The organism is Streptomyces coeruleofuscus (genome assembly GCF_039532725.1).
In the GTDB taxonomy this organism is placed as follows: domain Bacteria; phylum Actinomycetota; class Actinomycetes; order Streptomycetales; family Streptomycetaceae; genus Streptomyces; species Streptomyces coeruleofuscus.
In genome coordinates this window covers 21930-39194 of the sequence record NZ_BAAASE010000008.1, presented here as the reverse complement: position 1 = coordinate 39194, position 17265 = coordinate 21930, and the positions used below count along the sequence as shown (strand labels likewise).

Annotated in this window: 16 protein-coding genes; 2 read left to right on the top strand and 14 right to left on the bottom strand. The window is 72.4% G+C overall.

Going from position 1 to position 17265, the window contains the following annotated elements:
* Positions 1–39: 39 nt before the first annotated feature.
* The gene (locus tag ABFX81_RS28730) at positions 40–429 is read left to right on the top strand and encodes a hypothetical protein (protein WP_086855055.1); all 390 of its coding nucleotides are present in this window, start codon (positions 40–42) and stop codon (positions 427–429) included.
* A gap of 60 nt (positions 430–489) precedes the next feature.
* On the opposite strand, the gene der is transcribed toward ABFX81_RS28730, so the two are convergent.
* The 5 genes from der to aroH form a co-directional block, all read right to left on the bottom strand.
* Positions 490–1986, bottom strand: a complete 1497-nt coding sequence (gene der, locus ABFX81_RS28725) for a ribosome biogenesis GTPase Der (RefSeq protein WP_086855054.1) — start codon at positions 1984–1986, stop codon at positions 490–492.
* Between the two features lie 80 nt (positions 1987–2066).
* A complete protein-coding gene (locus tag ABFX81_RS28720; protein ID WP_086855053.1) occupies positions 2067–2717 on the bottom strand; it encodes a 1-acyl-sn-glycerol-3-phosphate acyltransferase in 651 nt (216 codons plus the stop codon).
* A complete protein-coding gene (cmk, locus tag ABFX81_RS28715; protein ID WP_086855052.1) occupies positions 2714–3394 on the bottom strand; it encodes a (d)CMP kinase in 681 nt (226 codons plus the stop codon). Before cmk ends, ABFX81_RS28720 begins: the two co-directional genes overlap by 4 nt.
* A gap of 117 nt (positions 3395–3511) precedes the next feature.
* Positions 3512–4597, bottom strand: coding sequence for a prephenate dehydrogenase (locus tag ABFX81_RS28710; RefSeq protein WP_086855051.1), 1086 nt, complete (start codon positions 4595–4597; stop codon positions 3512–3514).
* On the bottom strand, positions 4594–4956 hold the full coding sequence (gene aroH / locus ABFX81_RS28705) for a chorismate mutase (protein WP_086855050.1): 363 nt from the start codon (positions 4954–4956) through the stop codon (positions 4594–4596). Before aroH ends, ABFX81_RS28710 begins: the two co-directional genes overlap by 4 nt.
* 221 nt (positions 4957–5177) lie before the next feature.
* Between aroH and ABFX81_RS28700 the strand changes: the two genes are divergently transcribed.
* Positions 5178–5621, top strand: coding sequence for a Rieske 2Fe-2S domain-containing protein (locus tag ABFX81_RS28700; protein WP_086855049.1), 444 nt, complete (start codon positions 5178–5180; stop codon positions 5619–5621).
* A 66-nt stretch (positions 5622–5687) separates the two neighbouring features.
* Here ABFX81_RS28700 and ABFX81_RS28695 read toward each other — a convergent pair whose 3' ends face one another.
* The 9 genes from ABFX81_RS28695 to ABFX81_RS28655 form a co-directional block, all read right to left on the bottom strand.
* A complete protein-coding gene (locus tag ABFX81_RS28695) occupies positions 5688–6707 on the bottom strand; it encodes an ADP-ribosylglycohydrolase family protein (protein ID WP_086855048.1) in 1020 nt (339 codons plus the stop codon).
* Positions 6708–6779: 72 nt separating this feature from the next.
* Positions 6780–7841: a pseudouridine synthase gene (locus tag ABFX81_RS28690; protein ID WP_086855047.1), complete on the bottom strand. Its 1062-nt coding sequence runs from the start codon at positions 7839–7841 to the stop codon at positions 6780–6782.
* Positions 7841–8527, bottom strand: coding sequence for an SMC-Scp complex subunit ScpB (scpB, locus tag ABFX81_RS28685; protein WP_086855046.1), 687 nt, complete (start codon positions 8525–8527; stop codon positions 7841–7843). Before scpB ends, ABFX81_RS28690 begins: the two co-directional genes overlap by 1 nt.
* Entirely contained in the window at positions 8524–9552 is a 1029-nt protein-coding gene (locus tag ABFX81_RS28680) for a segregation and condensation protein A (protein ID WP_428837221.1), read from the bottom strand. The genes scpB and ABFX81_RS28680 overlap by 4 nt, the downstream gene beginning before the upstream one ends.
* 501 nt (positions 9553–10053) lie before the next feature.
* Positions 10054–10632, bottom strand: a complete 579-nt coding sequence (locus ABFX81_RS28675) for a hypothetical protein (RefSeq protein WP_086855045.1) — start codon at positions 10630–10632, stop codon at positions 10054–10056.
* A complete protein-coding gene (locus ABFX81_RS28670) occupies positions 10617–11744 on the bottom strand; it encodes a ParA family protein (RefSeq protein ID WP_082319718.1) in 1128 nt (375 codons plus the stop codon). The genes ABFX81_RS28675 and ABFX81_RS28670 overlap by 16 nt, the downstream gene beginning before the upstream one ends.
* Before the next feature lie 413 nt (positions 11745–12157).
* Positions 12158–13273 carry an alanine dehydrogenase gene (ald, locus tag ABFX81_RS28665; protein WP_346138952.1) on the bottom strand — a complete coding sequence of 372 codons (1116 nt, stop codon included), beginning with the start codon at positions 13271–13273 and terminating at the stop codon, positions 12158–12160.
* Between the two features lie 145 nt (positions 13274–13418).
* On the bottom strand, positions 13419–15503 hold the full coding sequence (locus tag ABFX81_RS28660) for a tetratricopeptide repeat protein (protein WP_086855010.1): 2085 nt from the start codon (positions 15501–15503) through the stop codon (positions 13419–13421).
* A 1020-nt stretch (positions 15504–16523) separates the two neighbouring features.
* Complete coding sequence (locus tag ABFX81_RS28655; protein ID WP_086848087.1) at positions 16524–17150, bottom strand: NUDIX domain-containing protein; 627 nt, start codon at positions 17148–17150, stop codon at positions 16524–16526.
* Positions 17151–17265: the final 115 nt, after the last annotated feature.

The window sequence follows — 17265 nt, the reverse complement described above, 5'->3', positions numbered from 1 at the left end:
GGGCCGCATCCCTTGACCCGCGGGGTCGTTTGGACATACGTGCACGCATACGACGTTCCCCGCCGCCAGTCCTACTCGTCGATCCCCTCCGCACGCTCGGCTCAGGACTCCCAGGGCGGCCCATCGGCCACGCCGATCTACGACGCGCTCTACGCCGAGTACGTCAAGAACTTCCGCGCACTTCCCGGCGACCGCAGTGGCGAGGAGAAACTCGGCTTCACCGCCTTCGGGAACATCCCGCACAGTACGAGCTCGTACGGCAGTTCGCACAGCAGCTCGTACAGTGCCTACAGCGCGGGGGCCCAGAGCGCCCGCCATGCCACCGGACAGCAGCCGCAATGGCAGCGCGTCGGGACCATCGGCTCGCACGGCACGGGGATGCACCACGTGCCGGCCGCACTGCCGCCGGGTCGGCGGAGCGGCGTCTGAAGCGAGCACCGCACAGCGGAAGGGCGGCCCCCGCGGGGGCCGCCCTTCCGCTGCTTCGTGCTACTTCCTCTTCGCGCCGCGCTTCTCGCGCACCCGCACCGAGATGTGGATCGGCGTCCCCTCGAAGCTGAACTCCTCCCGCAGGCGACGCTCGATGAAGCGCCGGTAGCCCGCCTCGATGAAGCCGGAGGCGAACAGCACGAACCGCGGCGGCTTGGTGCCCGCCTGGGTGCCGAACAGGATGCGCGGCTGCTTGCCGCCCCGCACCGGGTGCGGGTGGGCGGCGACCAGCTCGCCGAGGAACGCGTTCAGCCTGCCGGTCGGGACCCGGGTCTCCCAGCCCGCCAGGGCCGTTTCGATCGCCGGGACGAGCTTCTCCATGTGGCGGCCGGTGCGCGCCGAGACGTTGACGCGCGGGGCCCAGGCCACCTGGCCCAGCTCGGTCTCGATCTCCCGCTCCAGGTAGTAGCGGCGCTCCTCGTCGAGGGTGTCCCACTTGTTGAAGGCGAGGACGATCGCACGGCCAGCCTCGACGGCCATGGTGACGATCCGCTGGTCCTGGACCGAGATGGACTCGGAGGCGTCGATGAGGATGACCGCGACCTCCGCCTTCTCGACGGCGGCGGCGGTGCGCAGCGAGGCGTAGTAGTCGGCGCCCTGCTGGAGGTGGACGCGCTTGCGGATGCCCGCCGTGTCGACGAACTTCCAGGTGACGCCGCCGAGTTCGATCAGCTCGTCGACCGGGTCACGGGTGGTGCCCGCCAGCTCGTTGACGACGACGCGCTCCTCGCCCGCCACCTTGTTCAGCAGCGAGGACTTGCCCACGTTCGGGCGGCCGATCAGGGCGATGCGGCGCGGCCCGCCGATGCCGCCCCCGCCGAACGTCTCGCGCGGCGCCTCCGGCAGCACCTCCAGGACCTGGTCCAGCATGTCGCCGGTGCCCCGGCCGTGCAGCGCGGAGACCGGGTACGGCTCCCCCAGGCCCAGCGACCACAGGTAGGCCGCGTCGGCCTCGCCGCTCGGGCCGTCCACCTTGTTGGCACACAGCACGACCGGCTTGCCGGCCTTGCGCAGCAGCCGGACGACGGCCTCGTCGGTGTCGGTGGCGCCGACCTTGGCGTCGACGACGAAGACCACCGCGTCGGCCGCCTCGATGGCGTACTCGGCCTGGGCGGCCACGGAGGCGTCGATGCCGAGGACGTCCTGCTCCCAGCCGCCGGTGTCGACGACCTTGAAGCGGCGGCCCGCCCACTCGGCCTCGTAGGTCACACGGTCGCGGGTGACACCGGGCTTGTCCTCGACGACGGCCTCGCGGCGGCCGATGATGCGGTTCACCAGGGTCGACTTGCCGACATTGGGACGGCCGACCACGGCGAGGACGGGCAGCGGGCCGTGCCCGGCCTCCTCGATCGCGCCCTCGACGTCCTCGAGGTCGAAGCCCTCCTCCACGGCGAGCTCCATGAACTCCGCGTACTCGGCGTCGCCGAGCGCCCCGTGGTCGTGCTCGGGCGCGCCTTCGTACGCGTCCGAGCCGTCGGGCTGGATCTGGTCGTTCATGAAGTCCGTACCTCGTCGTTCATCGTGGTGGTCGGTGGAGTACCCGCTGAATCGCGGGCTGGTCCACTACTCAGTGTTGTCTAGCGCCCGGTGAAGCGCCTGGCGTTTTCCAGGTGGGCGGCGAGCTGCTTCTGGATGCGCCCGGTCGCCTCGTCCAGCGCCGTGCGCGTACGGCGCCCGCTGCCGTCGCCCGCCTCGAAGGGCTCCCCGAAGACGACGTCGACGCGGGACCGCAGCGGAGGCAGCTCCTTTATCAACCGTCCCCGCCTGTCGGAACTTCCCAGCACGGCGACCGGCACGATCGGGGCGCCGCTGCGCACCGCGAAGTACGCGAGCCCGGCGCGCAGCGAGGCGAAGTCGCCCTCGCCCCGGGTGCCCTCCGGGAAGATCCCGAGCACGCCGCCGTTCTCCAGCACGCCGAGCGCCCGGGTGATCGCCGTGCGGTCGGTGGTGTCGCGGTCCACCTTCACCTGGCCGATGCCGGTCAGGAAGGGGTCGAGCGGGCCGATGAACGCTTCCTTCTTGATCAGGAAGTGCGTCGGCCGTGGCGCCACACCCATGACCATCGGGCCGTCGACCATGTGGGAGTGGTTGACGGCGAGGATCACCGGGCCGGTCGTGGGCACCCGCCAGGCGCCGAGCACGCGCGGCTTCCACAGCCCGTACATCAGGCCGACGCCGATGCGCCGCCCGACGTCGGCGCCCCGCGGGGAAGGCAGTTGGTCGGTCACTTCCCGGCCCGCTTCTCCTCGACGAGGGTGACGACGCACTCGATGACCTGGGCCAGCGTGAGCTCGGTGGTGTCCACCTCGACCGCGTCGTCCGCCTTGGCGAGCGGCGAGGTCTTGCGGCTGGAGTCGGCCGTGTCCCGCTTGATCAGGGCCTCGCGGGTGGAGTGCACGTCGGCGCCCTTCAGCTCGCCGCTGCGGCGGGCGGCGCGCGCCTCCGGGGAGGCGGTGAGGAAGATCTTCAGGTGGGCGTCCGGCAGCACGGTCGTGCCGATGTCGCGGCCCTCGACCACGATGCCGTTCGCCGCGGAGGCCGCGATCGAGCGCTGGAGCTCGGTGATCCGGGCGCGCACCTCGGGCACCGCGCTGACGGCGCTGACCTTGGAGGTGACCTCCTGGGTGCGGATCGGGCCGGCCACGTCGACGCCGTCGACGGTGATGGTGGGGCCCTGCGGGTCGGTGCCGGAGACGATCTCCGGCTTGCCGGCCGCGGCGGCGATCGCGGCGGGGTCGTCGGTGTCGATGCCGTTGTTGACCATCCACCAGGTGATCGCCCGGTACTGGGCGCCGGTGTCCAGGTAGCTCAGTCCGAGCTGTGCCGCCACGGCCTTCGAGGTGCTCGACTTGCCCGTGCCGGACGGGCCGTCGATGGCGACGATCACTGGCGTGGCGCTTTCCACAGTGGGGGACCTTCCTGAACCGGGCTGGCGGGGGTGAGGGCGTGACTGCCCCGCACAAGGTTACTGGGTGCGGGTCACTCGTCCGGCCGCGCGTCGGTCAGCCACCTCCAGCATGCCCTACTGCCGGATCGCCCAGCCACGGTCCCGCAGCGCGGCACTCAGCACGGGTGCCGCCTTCGGCTCCACCATCAGCTGCACCAGACCGGCCTGCTGCCCGGTCGCGTGCTCGATGCGCACGTCCTCGATGTTGACGCCGGCCCTGCCCGCGTCCGCGAAGATCCGGGCGAGCTGTCCCGGCTGGTCGTCGATGAGCACGGCCACGACCTCGTAGGCCCGCGGGGCGGATCCGTGCTTGCCGGGGACGCGGATCTGCCCGGCGTTGCCGCGCCGCAGGACGTCCTCGATGCCGGTGGTGCCGTCACGGCGCTTGTCGTCGTCGGAGGACTGGAGGGCGCGCAGGGCCCGCACGGTCTCCTCCAGGTCGGCGGCGACGTCCGTGAGCAGGTCGGCGACCGGCCCGGGGTTCGCGGAGAGGATGTCGATCCACATCCCGGGATCGGAGGCGGCGATCCGGGTCACGTCCCGGATGCCCTGCCCGCACAGCCGTACGGCGGCCTCCTCGGCGTGCTCCAGGCGCGCGGCGACCAGGCTGGAGACCAGGTGGGGCATGTGGGAGACGAGGGCGACGGCACGGTCGTGGGCGTCGGCGTCCATGACGACCGGCACGGCACGGCAGTGCGAGACCAGCTCCAGGGCGAGGTTCAGCACCTCGGTGTCGGTGTCCCGGGTGGGGGTCAGCACCCAGGGGCGGCCCTCGAAGAGGTCGCCGGTGGCGGCGAGCGGGCCGGACTTCTCCCGGCCGGACATGGGGTGCGTGCCGAGGTACGCCGTCAGGTCGAGCCCGCGTGCCTCCAGCTCCCGGCGCGGCCCGCCCTTGACGCTGGCGACGTCGAGGTAGCCGCGTGCCACACCGCGGCGCATGGCGTCGGCGAGTACGTCGGCCACGTGCGCGGGCGGGGCGGCGACGATCGCGAGGTCGACGGGCCCGTCCGGCGCCTCGTCCGTGCCGGCGCCGAGCGCGGCCGCCGTACGGGCCTGCTCCGCGTCGTGGTCGGCGAGGTGCACGGTGACGCCCCGCTGGGACAGGGCCAGGGCGGCGGACGTGCCGATCAGCCCGGTTCCGATGACGAGTGCGGTCCTCACTGGGCGATGTCCTTGCGCAGGGCGCCCGCGGCGCCGAGGTAGACGTGCGCGATGCCGGCACGGGGCTTGTCGGACTCGATGTGCGCCAGGACGCGGACGACGCGCGGCATGGCGCCCTCGATGTCCAGTTCCTGCGCGCAGATCAGCGGGACGTCGACGATGCCGAGCTTGCGGGCGGCGGCCGCCGGGAAGTCGCTGTGCAGGTCGGGCGTGGCCGTGAACCAGATGCTGATCAGGTCATCGGCGGTGAGGTCGTTGCGCTCCAGGATGGCCGTGAGCAAGGCGCCGACCTGCTCGTCCATATGCCCGGCCTCGTCCCGTTCCAGTTGGACGGCGCCCCGGACCGCTCGTACCGCCACGGCGATGCTCCTTGCTGACGTGCGTGTGACTGCGTGTCGCTCTGTGTGTCAAGCCTAGTCAGCCGGCGCGGGCAGGGTGCGCGGCGCCCGCCCGGTGAGACGCCCGGGTTGCTTCTCCTCGGGCGCGTCGAGTGTCAGGATGCAACTATTTCCGATTTGCCCCTATTCGAGATCTCGGCATCCACCCCATCCCCTCCCCCTGGCATCCACGGAGTGACGACATGACCACCAGCACCACACGCCGCACGGTCCTCCTCGCGACGGGCGCGACAGGGGCGGCGGCGCTCGTCGCGGCCTGCGGCGGGGGCGGCGACGACAGCGGCTCCGCCCCGACGGACTCCGCCACCGACCGGGAGACGGGGACGAGCGCCCCCGCCGGTCAGGAGCTGGGCTCCACCGACGAGATCCCGGTCGGCGGCGGCAAGATCTTCAAGGACGAGGAGGTCGTGGTCACCCAGCCCGAGCAGGGCCGGTTCAAGGCCTTCTCGGCGATCTGCACCCACCAGCGCTGCACGCTGGCGTCCGTCTCCGACGGCACCATCAACTGCGTCTGCCACGGCAGCAAGTTCCGCATCGCCGACGGCTCGGTGGCCAACGGTCCGGCGACACGACCGCTGCCGGCCGAGCAGATCACGGTGGAGGGAGAGTCGGTCCGGCTGGCGTGAGGCTTCCGGGTACGCCCACACGGCCACCACGGGCGCCGGGTCCGTCTCCGGAACGGCGGTCGGCCGTCACGCGTCCCAGAGCGCGCCGAGGGTCAGCAGGTCGCTCCGGTACTCGACGCGGTCGGCCCACTCGTCCGGCCACGCCTCCGCGCCCAGGTACGCGCCGGCGAAGGCGCCGGCCAGGCAGGCGATGGAGTCGGAATCGCCCGCGGTGCAGGCGGCGCGGCGCAGGGCCGTGAGCGGCTCGTCGGCGAAGAGCAGGAAGCACAGCAGCCCGGTCGCCAGGGCCTCCTCGGCGATCCAGCCCTCGCCGGTGGCCAGGCAGGGGTCGGTCTCCGGCGAGACGGTGCGCACGGCGTGCTCCAGCCGGTCGAGGATCGCCAGGCACTCGTCCCAGCCGCGCGCGATGAACTGCTCGGGGCTCGGGTCCTGGGCCCGGCGCCACAGGTCGCCGAGCCAGCGCTCGTGGTAGTGGCTGCGGTTCTCCAGGGCGTACGAGCGGAGCAGACCGACCAGTCCGGCCGGCTCGGCGCCCTGCGCGAGCAGCCGTACGGCGTGCGCGGTCAGGTCGGACGCGGCGAGCGCGGTGGGGTGCCCGTGAGTGAGGGCGGACTGCAACTGGGCGGCGCCCGCGCGCTGTTCGTCACTCAAGCCGGGGACCAACCCCAGGGGTGCGACACGCATGTTGGCGCCACAGCCCTTGGAGTGGATCTGACTGGCGTCCTGCCAGGGGCGGTCCGCGTGCTCCAGCAGGGCACAGGCCCGCAGACAGGTGTTGCCGGGAGCGCGGTTGTTCTCCGGAGAGCGGTTCCAGGCGATGAACTCCCGCCGTACGGCGTCGGCCATCCCCTCGGGCTCCAGCACGCCCCGGTCCATCGCCGTCCGGATGCCCCGACCGAGCGCCAGCGTCATCTGCGTGTCGTCGGTGACGATCGCCGGTGCCGGCAGGTCCAGCCGCCGCCACGGACCGAACCTGGCGACGATCGACGCCACGTCGCTGAACTCGGTCGGATACCCCAGCGCGTCCCCGAGCGCGAGGCCGGTCAGCGCTCCGGTGGCGGCTTGCTTGTAGACGAGCGTGGCCATGTCAGAAGTCCTTCCGTCCCCGCGCCCTGAGAGGCACGGGGAGCTCGCGGCACCCGGGCTGTGCGCGTAAGCCTAGAGATCGACTTCCTGCATCAGCATGCCGACCTCCGTGTTGGACAACCGCCGCAGCCAGCCGGACTTCTGGTCGCCGAGGGTGATCGGGCCGAAGGCGGTGCGGACCAGCTTGTCGACCGGGTAACCGGCCTCCGCGAGCATCCGGCGCACGATGTGCTTGCGGCCCTCATGGAGAGTGACCTCGACGAGGTAGTTCTTGCCGGTCTGCTGGACGACCCGGAAGTGGTCCGCGCGCGCGTAGCCGTCCTCCAGCTGGATGCCGTCCTTGAGCTGCTTGCCCAGGTCGCGCGGGATCGGGCCGACGATGTGCGCGAGGTAGGTCTTCTTCACGCCGTACCTGGGGTGGGTCAGCCGGTGGGCCAGCTCGCCGTGGTTGGTGAGCAGGATGACACCCTCGGTCTCGGTGTCGAGCCGGCCGACGTGGAAGAGCCGGGTCTCGCGGTTGGTGACGTAGTCACCGAGGCACTGCCGCCCCTCCGGGTCCTCCATGGTGGAGACGACCCCGGCGGGCTTGTTCAGCGCGAAGAACTGGTAGCTCTGCGTGGCGACGGTCAGGCCGTCGACCTTGATCTCGTCCTTCTCCGGGTCGACCCGCCGCCCCTGCTCCAGCACGATCTCGCCGTTGATCTCGACGCGGGCCTCGTCGATCAGCTCCTCGCAGGCGCGCCGGGAGCCGAAGCCCGCACGGGCGAGGACCTTCTGGATGCGCTCGCCCTCCTGCTCGGCGCCCGGGAAGGTCTTCGGGAGCTTGACGTCCTTCTTCTCGGCGTACCGGTCGCGGTTGCGCTCCTCGATCTTCGCCTCGTACTCGCGGGGGCGCGCCGGGGCCGTACGGCCGCCCTTCTGGGGCTGCTTGGGCCCGCCCTTGGCTCCGCCGCGCGCGGCGCCGCCGCGTCCGGCCTTGGGGCCGTCCTTGGTCGCTCCGGGGCCCACGTCGTAGCGGCGCTCCTCCGGGCGGGGCTTGCGGGGGCGGCCCTGCCCCTGCTTCTGGTCCCTGTCGTTGCCGGCGCCGCGGTGGTTACCGCGCCCGCCGCTCTTGCCGCTGCCGCTGCTTCGCATCAAATTTCCGTCTGGTCGTCTTCGTCGTCGGTACCCGGGGTGACCGGGCGGCCCGGCACGTCGTCATCAGGCGCGTCCGGGTCGAACGACGGTACGCCTTCCTGGGTCTCGGCCTCGATCGCCTCCGCCTCCGGGAGGAAGGGCGCGAGTTCCGGGAGCTCGTCCAGACCGCGCAGGCCCATCCGCTCCAGAAAGTAGTTCGTCGTCGTGTACAGGATCGCACCTGTTTCGGGTTCCGTGCCCGCCTCCTCGATCAGACCGCGCTGGAGGAGGGTGCGCATGACGCCGTCGCAGTTGACTCCGCGTACGGCGGAGACCCGGCTGCGGCTGACCGGCTGCCGGTAGGCGACGACGGCCAGGGTCTCCAGGGCGGCCTGGGTGAGGCGGGCCTGCTGGCCGTCCAGCACGAAACGCTCGACGGCGGGCGCGTACTCGGCGCGGGTGTAGAACCGCCAGCCGTTCGCCACGAACCTCAGCTCGAAGCCGCGTCCCTGGACGGTGTACTCGTCGGCCAGCTCGCGCAGCGCGTCCGCGATCTGGCGCTTCGGCCGCTCCAGTATCTTCGCGAGGTGCTCCTCGGTCGCGGGCTCGTCCACGACCATGAGGACGGCCTCCAGAGCGGGCTTGAGATCGAGGCCGGCGACGGCACTCAGCCCGGCCGGGACCTCGGTGGCTTCCTGGCTCATGCCTTCTTCTCCTCCTTCGGCGGCTCGGGCGGCCGGTCGAACTCGTCGGTGACGGCCGGTGTCTCGTCCCCGTCGCCGCCGGTCCACCGCACGAGGAGTTCACCGAGCGCGGTCTCCTGCTCCAGCTCGACGGCCTTCTCGCGGTACAGCTCCAGCAGCGCCAGGAACCGGGCCACGACGGTCAGTGTGTCGTCGGTGTCCGCCACGAGCTCGCGGAAGACGGCCTCGCCGAGATCCCGGAGCCGCGCGACGACGATCGCGGCCTGCTCCTGCACGCTGACCAGCGGGGCGTGGATGTGGTCCACGTACACCTGCGGCTTGGGCTTGGGCTGCATCGCCTTCACGGCGAGCTTGGCGAACCCTTCCGCGCCGATGCTGATGACCACCTCGGGCAGCAACTCGGCATGGTGGGGTTCGAGCCCGACGGTACGCGGATAGCGCCGGGCCTCGTCGTCGAGCCGCCCGCTGAAGATGTCGGCGATCTGCTTGTACGCGCGGTACTGGAGGAGCCGGGCGAACAGCAGGTCCCGGGCTTCGAGCAGCGCGAGGTCGGCCTCGTCCTCCACCTCGGCGGCGGGCAGCAGCCGTGCCGCCTTCAGATCGAGCAGCGTGGCCGCGACGACGAGGAACTCCGTCGTCTCGTCCAGGTCCCAGTCCGGCCCCATCGCCCGGATGTACGCCATGAATTCGTCGGTCACCTTCGACAGCGCGACCTCGGTGACGTCCAGCTTGTGCCGGGAGATCAACTGAAGCAGCAGGTCGAAGGGCCCCTCGAAGTTGGCGAGCCGGACCTTGAAGACCCCGTCATCGCCGCCGGCACCGTCGTCCGAGCGCTGGGCGGTGCCCGCCGACTCGTCCCGGCCCTGCGGGACCTGCGCCCCGGGGGCCGCCCCGGCTTCGGCCTGGGCCTGCGCAGGAACAACCTCGGCGTCGGTATCGGCCCCAGGGGCGGAAGCGAGCGCCTCGCGCCGGGACCCGGTCTCCACCGGCTCGGCGGCCGGGGCCGCGGTCTCGGCCGCAGCCACCGGCCCGAGGGCGGGACGCTGACGCCCCGCCGCCGGACGACCTGCGTCGGGCCCGGGCCCGGACGCCTCGTCTCCCTCCGGGGAAACGCCCTCACGGCCCACCACGGAAGCGGCGACAGCCGCGGACTCCGCCCGGGCAGGCCCGGTCGCACGCTCCGGACGGGGCCTCCCGGCCTCCGCCTCCCCAGGGACCTGCCGCTCCACACCGCCGGGCGGCTCCTCGGCAACCAACGCCAGCGCGCCGACCGCTTCCTCCTCGGACCGGACGCCCGACGCGGCAGGCTCGGTCACCTCGGAGGTCACGCCCGACTCGGGAGCCTCCATCGCCTCGGGCGTCAGGCCCGACTCGGCGGTGTCCTCGGGCGGCTCACCGGGCCCGGGCACATCCGTCGGCTCAACCGGCGGAGCCCCCGGCCCACGCCCCAACGCGCGCCGACGGCCGGACGGGCCGCCGACGGGCGGTGGGGAAGCGTTCGAGGTCATGGCCCCCGCAGGCTACCGCTACCGCCCGCGCAGCCGTCGTACGAGGATGCTGGCGTCCCCGCGGGTCTCCAGGTCGGCGAGGACCACGGCGACCGCCTCGCGGACGATACGGCCGCGGTCTACGGCCAGGCCGTGCTCGCCGCGGAGCACGAGGCGGGCGTGCTCCAGGTCCATGAGCTCCTCGGCCGACACGTACACCGTGATCTTCTCGTCGTGCCGCTCACGGCCGCTGGGACGGCGCGCGGCGGCCCGCCCGCGTTTGCGGGGTGCCGCCGCGGCGGCACCGGCCGCACCCGCGGCAGAACCTTCCTGCGCCGCCTGCCGCCGGGCGGAGCCGGAGCGGCTGCGGGACTCCCCGGCCTCGGCCGACTCCGAGTCTGAAGCGACATGCTCCGCGCCCTCGCCGTCACCGCCCTGCGCGGGCACCGACTGCGGCACGTCCTCCGCGCCGGCTGCCGCCGCGTCGCCCTCCCCCGCCGGAGCGGGCACCCGGGCGTCGCCGTTGGCCTGGCGCCTGGGCGTGGACGACTGAAGCCCCATCCCCCCTGTCGTACGGAAGAGTTCGTCGGCCCCCGGCAGACTCACTCGGCGTGACACCGGGCGAGCACCTCCCTGGCGAGCTGGCGGTAGGCGGCGGCACCGACGGAGTTGGAGGCGTACGTGGTGATCGGCTCACCGGCGACCGTGGTCTCCGGGAACCGGACCGTGCGCCCGATGACCGTGTGGTAGACGTGGTCGTCGAACGCCTCGACGACACGCGCGAGCACCTCACGGCTGTGCACCGTGCGCGAGTCGTACATCGTGGCGAGGATCCCGTCGAGCTCCAGGTCGGGGTTGAGCCGTTCCTGGACCTTCTCGATGGTCTCGGTCAGCAGGGCCACACCGCGCAGCGCGAAGAACTCGCACTCCAGCGGCACGATCACCTTGTGCGCGGCCGTCAGGGCGTTCACCGTGAGCAGGCCGAGCGAGGGCTGGCAGTCGATGACGATGAAGTCGTAGTCGTCCAGCAGCGGCTTCAGGGCGCGTTGCAGGGTCGACTCGCGGGCGACCTCGGAGACGAGCTGGACCTCGGCCGCCGACAGGTCGATGTTGCTGGGCAGCAGGTCCATGTTGGGGACCGCCGTCTTCAGCAGCACCTCGTCGGCCGCCATCCCCCGCTCCATGAGCAGGTTGTAGACGGTGAGGTCGAGTTCCATGGGATTGACGCCGAGTCCGACCGACAGCGCGCCCTGCGGGTCGAAGTCCACGAGCAGGACCCGGCGTCCGTACTCCGCGAGCGCGGCACCCAGGTTGATGGTCGACGTGGTCTTGCCGACGCCGCCCTTCTGGTTACACATCGCGATGATCTTCGCGGGTCCGTGATCGGTCAGCGGGCCCGGGATCGGGAAGTACGGCAACGGGCGTCCGGTCGGGCCGATGCGCTCCCGGCGCTGTCTGGCCGCGTCGGGCGCGAGAGTGGCCGCGTACTCGGGGTCGGGCTCGTACTCCGCGTCGGGGTCGTAGAAGTGCCCCTCGGGCAGTTCGTCGTAGTCGGCGAAGTGGTTGTGGGGCGCGCCACTTCCGTCGCCGGCCATGGCGTTCACGTGATGGCCATCCATCTTCTGGTGTGCAGTGTGAGTCGCCTGCTGACTCTGGTGGGCTGCGAAGGTGCGCACAGCGACGGAGCCGACAGCAGCGAACCCCGCGGGACCCTGGCCCCGTGCAGGCATTCCTGGTTGACCACCCCCGGGAGTAAATGTCGACTCATTCACAAGTCGTCTTACCTCCTTGGTGACCAGGAAACTTCTAGACAGGTCAGCGTGGCACCATGCCGACGGTTGGCGACTCTATGGCGTGTCGGGCGTCCGCAGCAACACAATCCGCCGGACCCGGCCCGATGTGTCGGCAATGAAACATCCCGCTGTCAAGGGCGTACGGCCGTCGCACGGCAGGTTTCACCGGTGTGCGAATCGGTTGAAGGGTTACGTTCGAGGCGAGTTGCCCGAGAATCGCGAAGTGACCATACACACATCCGGCCGGACCTTGTCGGGCAAGGTCCGGCCGGGTGCGCGGCGTTGACGACCTGTGTTGACGTATCGCCTTTACGAGTTGGTGACTTGGTCGACTCAGCGGCCCGCGGGGCTCAGCCGAGCAGCGAGGTCAGCTCGACGTGCTCCACGTCGTGCGCCTCGGCGACCTCCTTGTAAACGACCTTGCCGTCATGGGTGTTGAGACCCTTGGCCAGTGCCGGGTCGCGGCGCAGCGCGTCCGCCCAGCCGTGGTCGGCCAGCTCCACGATGTAGGGCAGCGTGGCGTTGGTCAGCGCGTAGGTGGAGGTGTTCGGCACGGCGCCGGGCATGTTGGCGACGCAGTAGAAGACCGAGTTGTGGACCTGGAAGGTCGGCTCGGCGTGAGTGGTCGGACGGGAGTCCTCGAAGCAGCCGCCCTGGTCGATCGCGATGTCGACAAGGACACTTCCGGGCTTCATCCGCGAGACGAGTTCGTTGGTGACCAGCTTGGGGGCCTTGGCGCCGGGGACCAGGACGGCACCGATGACGAGGTCGGCCTCCAGGCAGGCCTTCTCCAGCTCTAGGACGTTGGAGACGACGGTCTGGATCTTCGTGCCGAAGATCTTGTCCGCCTCGCGGAGCTTGTTGACGTCCTTGTCGAGCAGGGTCACGTGGAAGCCCAGGCCGATGGCGATCTGCGCCGCCTGCCAGCCGGAGACGCCGCCGCCGATGACGACGGCCCGGCCGGCCGGCACGCCGGGGACGCCGCCGGGCAGCACGCCGCGGCCGCCGTTGGCGCGCATCAGGTGGTAGGCGCCGACCTGCGGGGCCAGCCGGCCCGCGACCTCGGACATCGGGGCGAGCAGCGGCAGCGCGCGGCTGGGCAGCTCGACCGTCTCGTAGGCGATCGCCGTGGTGCCGGACTCCAGCAGGGCGTCCGTGCACTCCTTGGAGGCGGCCAGGTGCAGGTAGGTGAAGAGCGTCTGGTCCTTGCGGAGGCGGTGGTACTCCTCGGCGATGGGCTCCTTGACCTTCAGCAGCAGGTCGGCGGCGGCCCACACCTCGTCGGCGGTCTCCAGGATCCGCGCACCGGCGGCCACGTACTCCTCGTCCACGATCGAGGAGCCGACGCCGGCGCCGCGCTCGATGACGACCTGGTGGCCATGACGCACCAGCTCGTGCACGCCGGCGGGGGTGATGGCCACCCGGAACTCGTTGTTCTTGACCTCGCGGGGGATGCCGACCTTCACGTCGATCACGGTCCTTGACTGAGAGGGTATGGGTGCATTACTAGACATACCCGGGCGCGCACGGGCACACCGGGAGAGACCGCAGGAGAACGTGCGGCAGAGCCAGTCTAATGAAGGTGTTCCCGCTGTCTAGCCTTTCATTGCATCAATCTTCAGCGGATGCGCTACGGATTTCGCAGGCGTCAGGTTCCGGTTTCGGGTGTGAGTCGCCGTTCGAGGCCGCTGCGGGCTCTTCCTCGTCCTCCTGGTGCTCGCCGAGAATCCGCTCGGCGGCGCCCCGGTGCAGCCGGGCCGACGTGGGGTCGCCGAGGTGCTCGAGGGTGTCGGCGACCCGCAGGTGCAGCGCGGCCTGCAACCGCGTGTCCTCGGCGCGCCGTGCCCACTCCACGGCCTCCCGGCAGGTGCGCAGCGACTCCTCGGGCCGGCCCGCGTACTCCTGGACCCGCGCCAACTCGCTCAGCGCCCGCGCCTGGGCGGCCACGTCGCCGCTCTTGCGGTGCCCGGCGATCGCCGCGCGCCAGTTCCGCAGGGCCTCGCCGTAGCGGCCCGCGTAGGTGTGGGCGGCGGCGATCCGCCCGTACAGCCGGGCGGCCTCGGCGCGCTCGTCCCGGGCGAGCCGCTCGACCAGGGCCCGGCCGAACCAGTCGGCGGCTCGGTCGAAGTCGCCGAGCTCCAGATGCGCACCGCCTACGGATTCCATCGCGCGGCCGGTCGCGTACGGATCGTTCACCTCGCGTCCGGCGTCCAGCGCGGCCCGGTAGCGGGCCAGCGCGTCGGCCGTGCGGCCGGTCCGGGCGTCGAGGTCACCGAGGTTGAGCAGGGCGGCGGCCCGCTCGCGGTGGAGGTTCCGGCGCTCGGCCACGTCGAGGACCAGGCTGTGGATGTCGTAGAGGTCGGGCGCCGCCGCCTGGGTGCCGACGTGCGCCACCATGGCCCGCACCAGCTGGGACATCAGCCGCCGGGCCAGGGTGTCCAGCTGCCCGTCGGCGACCGCGAGCCGGGCCGAGGCCAGCAGGGCGGGCCGGGTCACGCGCAGCCACTCGGCGGCCGCCCGGGGCGTGGAAAAGCGCAGGGCTCGCGGCAGGTCGAGGAGCTTCTGGCGTGCCTGGGGGCTGTCGGTCTCGGTGATCGCCCGGCAGGCCTGGAGCAGGCGTACGGTCCGCTCCAGCATGCGGGCGCGGGCCAGCTGGAGCTCGGCCGGGCGCTCGTGGCGCTCGGCGAGGGCGCGGAGCTCCGCGTGCAGACAGCCCGGCACCTCGTACCGCGGCAGCGGCGAGTCCACCGCGTGCAGGAAGCCCAGGGCGACGAAGTCGTCCAGGGTGGTGCGGGCGCCGGCGACCGAGCAGCCGGCGAGGGCGGAGGCGGTCTGCGGGTCGACGAGTCCGGCCGGGGCGAGGGCGAGCAGGCGCAGCATCCGGGCGGCGGTGGCGGGCAGGGCGGCGTAGGCGAGCCGGAAGACCCGGTTCAGCGCGTTCCCCTCGGCGTCTTCGGCGCGCAGTTGCTTGGCGAGGTCGGAGACGGCCGCCTGGGGGCGGGCGGCGAGCCAGCCACCCGCCAGCATCAGCGCGGCCGGCTGCCCCTGGCACTCCTCGGCGAGGCCCTCCGCGGCCCGGGGGTCGACGGTGATGCGGACCGAGCCGGTGTGCCGGGACAGCAGTTCCACCCCGGACTTGGCGTCCAGGCCGCCCAGGGTGCACGGGCGGACGTCCGAGATGCCGGTCAGCGGTCCCCCGGAGACCGCGACGACCAGGCAGTCCGGGGTGTCGGGCAGCAAGGCGTCGACGTGCTCGGCATCGGCCGCGTCGTCCAGCAGGAGCAGAGCCCTGCGGTCGGCCAGGGCGCTGCGCAGGGCGTCGGTGAGGTCGTCTTCACAGGCGCCGGCCGGGGCCTCCTGGTCCAGGGCGGCGAGCAGGTCCCGGGCGGTGCGCTCGACCGGTACGGGGGTGCCGTCGGCGTCGCTCAGGCGGGCGCGCAGCACCCCGTCCGGGTAACGGTCCGCGACCTGCCGTGCGAGTTCCTCGGCGAGTGCGGTGCGCCCCGAGCCGGGCCGGCCGGCGATGAGCAGCACGCGCGCGTGGGGCGGCTTACGGCCGGCGAGGGTGTCCAGCCCCGCGCGCTCGATGTCGGCGCGCAGTTCCTTCAACTCGCGTGTGCGGCCCAGGAATCGGCTCTCCCCGGAAGCGTGTCCGGTCAGCCGCACGTCGCCTGTCTCCACGACCTGATCCGTCACGGGCCACACTCCCGTCCCACCACACGCACAAGCCCGCCGGGACTCCGGTCCGGGCGTGAACAGAGCCTAGTTCACGCTCTGCAACGCCCCGGCCGAAGCACGACGGGCACGGCGGGCACGTCCCCCGATCGGATCAGCCGATCTTCACACCAAGATCGGAGCTGCTCGCAGGCAACTGTCGGCGGGCCCTCGTGCCGCTGGGGTGACCGGCCCCTGCGGCAGGTGGGCCGGGGGGCGTCGCGCCGCCCGGTGCGACGGGGCGCCACTGCGCCCGCCCTCCTCAAGCTCACCGCTTCGCTCGCGCGGAGCCGCCGGGGCCGGGCCGGTCACGCGGGCACGTGTCCGGCGGCCGGATCCACTGCCCGACCGGGACCGGTCACCTCGCCCTGGACCACCGCCCGGATCCGGCCCGCCCCCCCTGGCCTGGACCACCGCCTCGGATCCGGCCCGCCCCCCTGGCCCTGGACCACCGCCTCGGATCCGGCCCGCCGCCCGGCCATGGGCCGCCCGGATCCAGCCTGCCGCTCGGCCCTGGGCCGCCACCCCCAGCCTGGACCGCCACCCGGCCATGGACCACCGCTCCGGCCCCGAGCCACCGCCCCGGATCCGGCCCGCCCCCGGCGGATTCACGCCTCGAGAGAGTTCACGCCTCGAACGGACCCGCCGACCACGGCGCCTGAGCCGAACCGCCTGGCCCTGGGCCACCGTCGGGATTTCGGCCCACCGCCCGGCCCCGGACCACCCGCCCGACCATGGGCCGCCCGCATCCAGCCTGCCCCTCGGCCCTGGGCACCACCCGGCCATGGACGACCGGCCCGCCCTTGATCGCCACCCGGCCATGGACCGCCGTCCCGCCCGGGACCGCCACCTGGCCATGGACCACCGTCCCGGCCACGAGCACCGCCCACCCATGGACCACCGCCCCGGCCGACAGCCACCGCCCCGGCCCCGGACCACCACCCGGCCCCGAACCACCGCCCGGATCCAGCCGCCCCCGGCGGATTCACGCCTCGAGAGAGTTCACGCCTCGAACGGACGCGCCGGCCACGGCGCCTGGGCCGGGCGCAGTGTGTCCAGGCCGTCGCCGGCGCGGGCGGCGACCAGGGAGAGGACGCCCACGACGAGGCAGTTGTTGTGCAGTTCCCCGGCCAGCACGCCCCGGACGAGGTCCGCGACCGGCACCCGGTCGAGCTCCATGTCGGCCTCTTCCTCCGCGACGGCGAAACGCTCGCCCTCGGCCTCGGACAGACCGCGGGCGAGGAAGATCCGGACGGCCTCGTCGCAGCCGCCGGGGGTCGTGTAGACGTCGGTCAGCACCCGCCAGTCCTCGGCCTTGACGTGCGCCTCCTCGTACAGCTCGCGCTGCGCGGCGTGCAGCGGGTTCTCGCCGGGGACGTCGAGCAGACCGGCCGGGATCTCCCACAGCTTGTGGCGCACGGGGTGGCGGTACTGGCGCAGGACCAGGACGCGGTCGGCCTCGTCGAGGGCGAGGACGGCCACGGAACCGGGGTGGACCTGGTAGTCGCGGCCGACCACGGTGCCGTCGGGCATGACCACGTCGTCGGTGCGGACGGAGGTCTTGTTCCCCACGAAGGGGGTGTCCGTCGCCCGGATCTCCCATTCCTCCGGGGTGTCCTTGATCGTCATGCCTGTCCTCCCACGGGCCCGGCGCGACTCCGCGTACCGGGCCCGACGTGCCGAAAAGAAACCGGGGTGCACACCCTTTGAAGGGATGCACCCCGGCCACCGTACAACTGGTGTG

Excerpts from the sequence above, each read along its gene's own strand:
- der (WP_086855054.1), bottom strand. The coding sequence starts at position 1,986 with ATGAACGACCAGATCCAGCCCGACGGCTCGGACGCGTACGAAGGCGCG.
- ABFX81_RS28700 (WP_086855049.1), top strand. The coding sequence starts at position 5,178 with ATGACCACCAGCACCACACGCCGCACGGTCCTCCTCGCGACGGGCGCG.
- ABFX81_RS28695 (WP_086855048.1), bottom strand. The coding sequence starts at position 6,707 with ATGGCCACGCTCGTCTACAAGCAAGCCGCCACCGGAGCGCTGACCGGC.
- ABFX81_RS28690 (WP_086855047.1), bottom strand. The coding sequence starts at position 7,841 with ATGCGAAGCAGCGGCAGCGGCAAGAGCGGCGGGCGCGGTAACCACCGC.
- scpB (WP_086855046.1), bottom strand. The coding sequence starts at position 8,527 with ATGAGCCAGGAAGCCACCGAGGTCCCGGCCGGGCTGAGTGCCGTCGCC.
- ABFX81_RS28670 (WP_082319718.1), bottom strand. The coding sequence starts at position 11,744 with ATGCCTGCACGGGGCCAGGGTCCCGCGGGGTTCGCTGCTGTCGGCTCC.
- ABFX81_RS28655 (WP_086848087.1), bottom strand. The coding sequence starts at position 17,150 with ATGACGATCAAGGACACCCCGGAGGAATGGGAGATCCGGGCGACGGAC.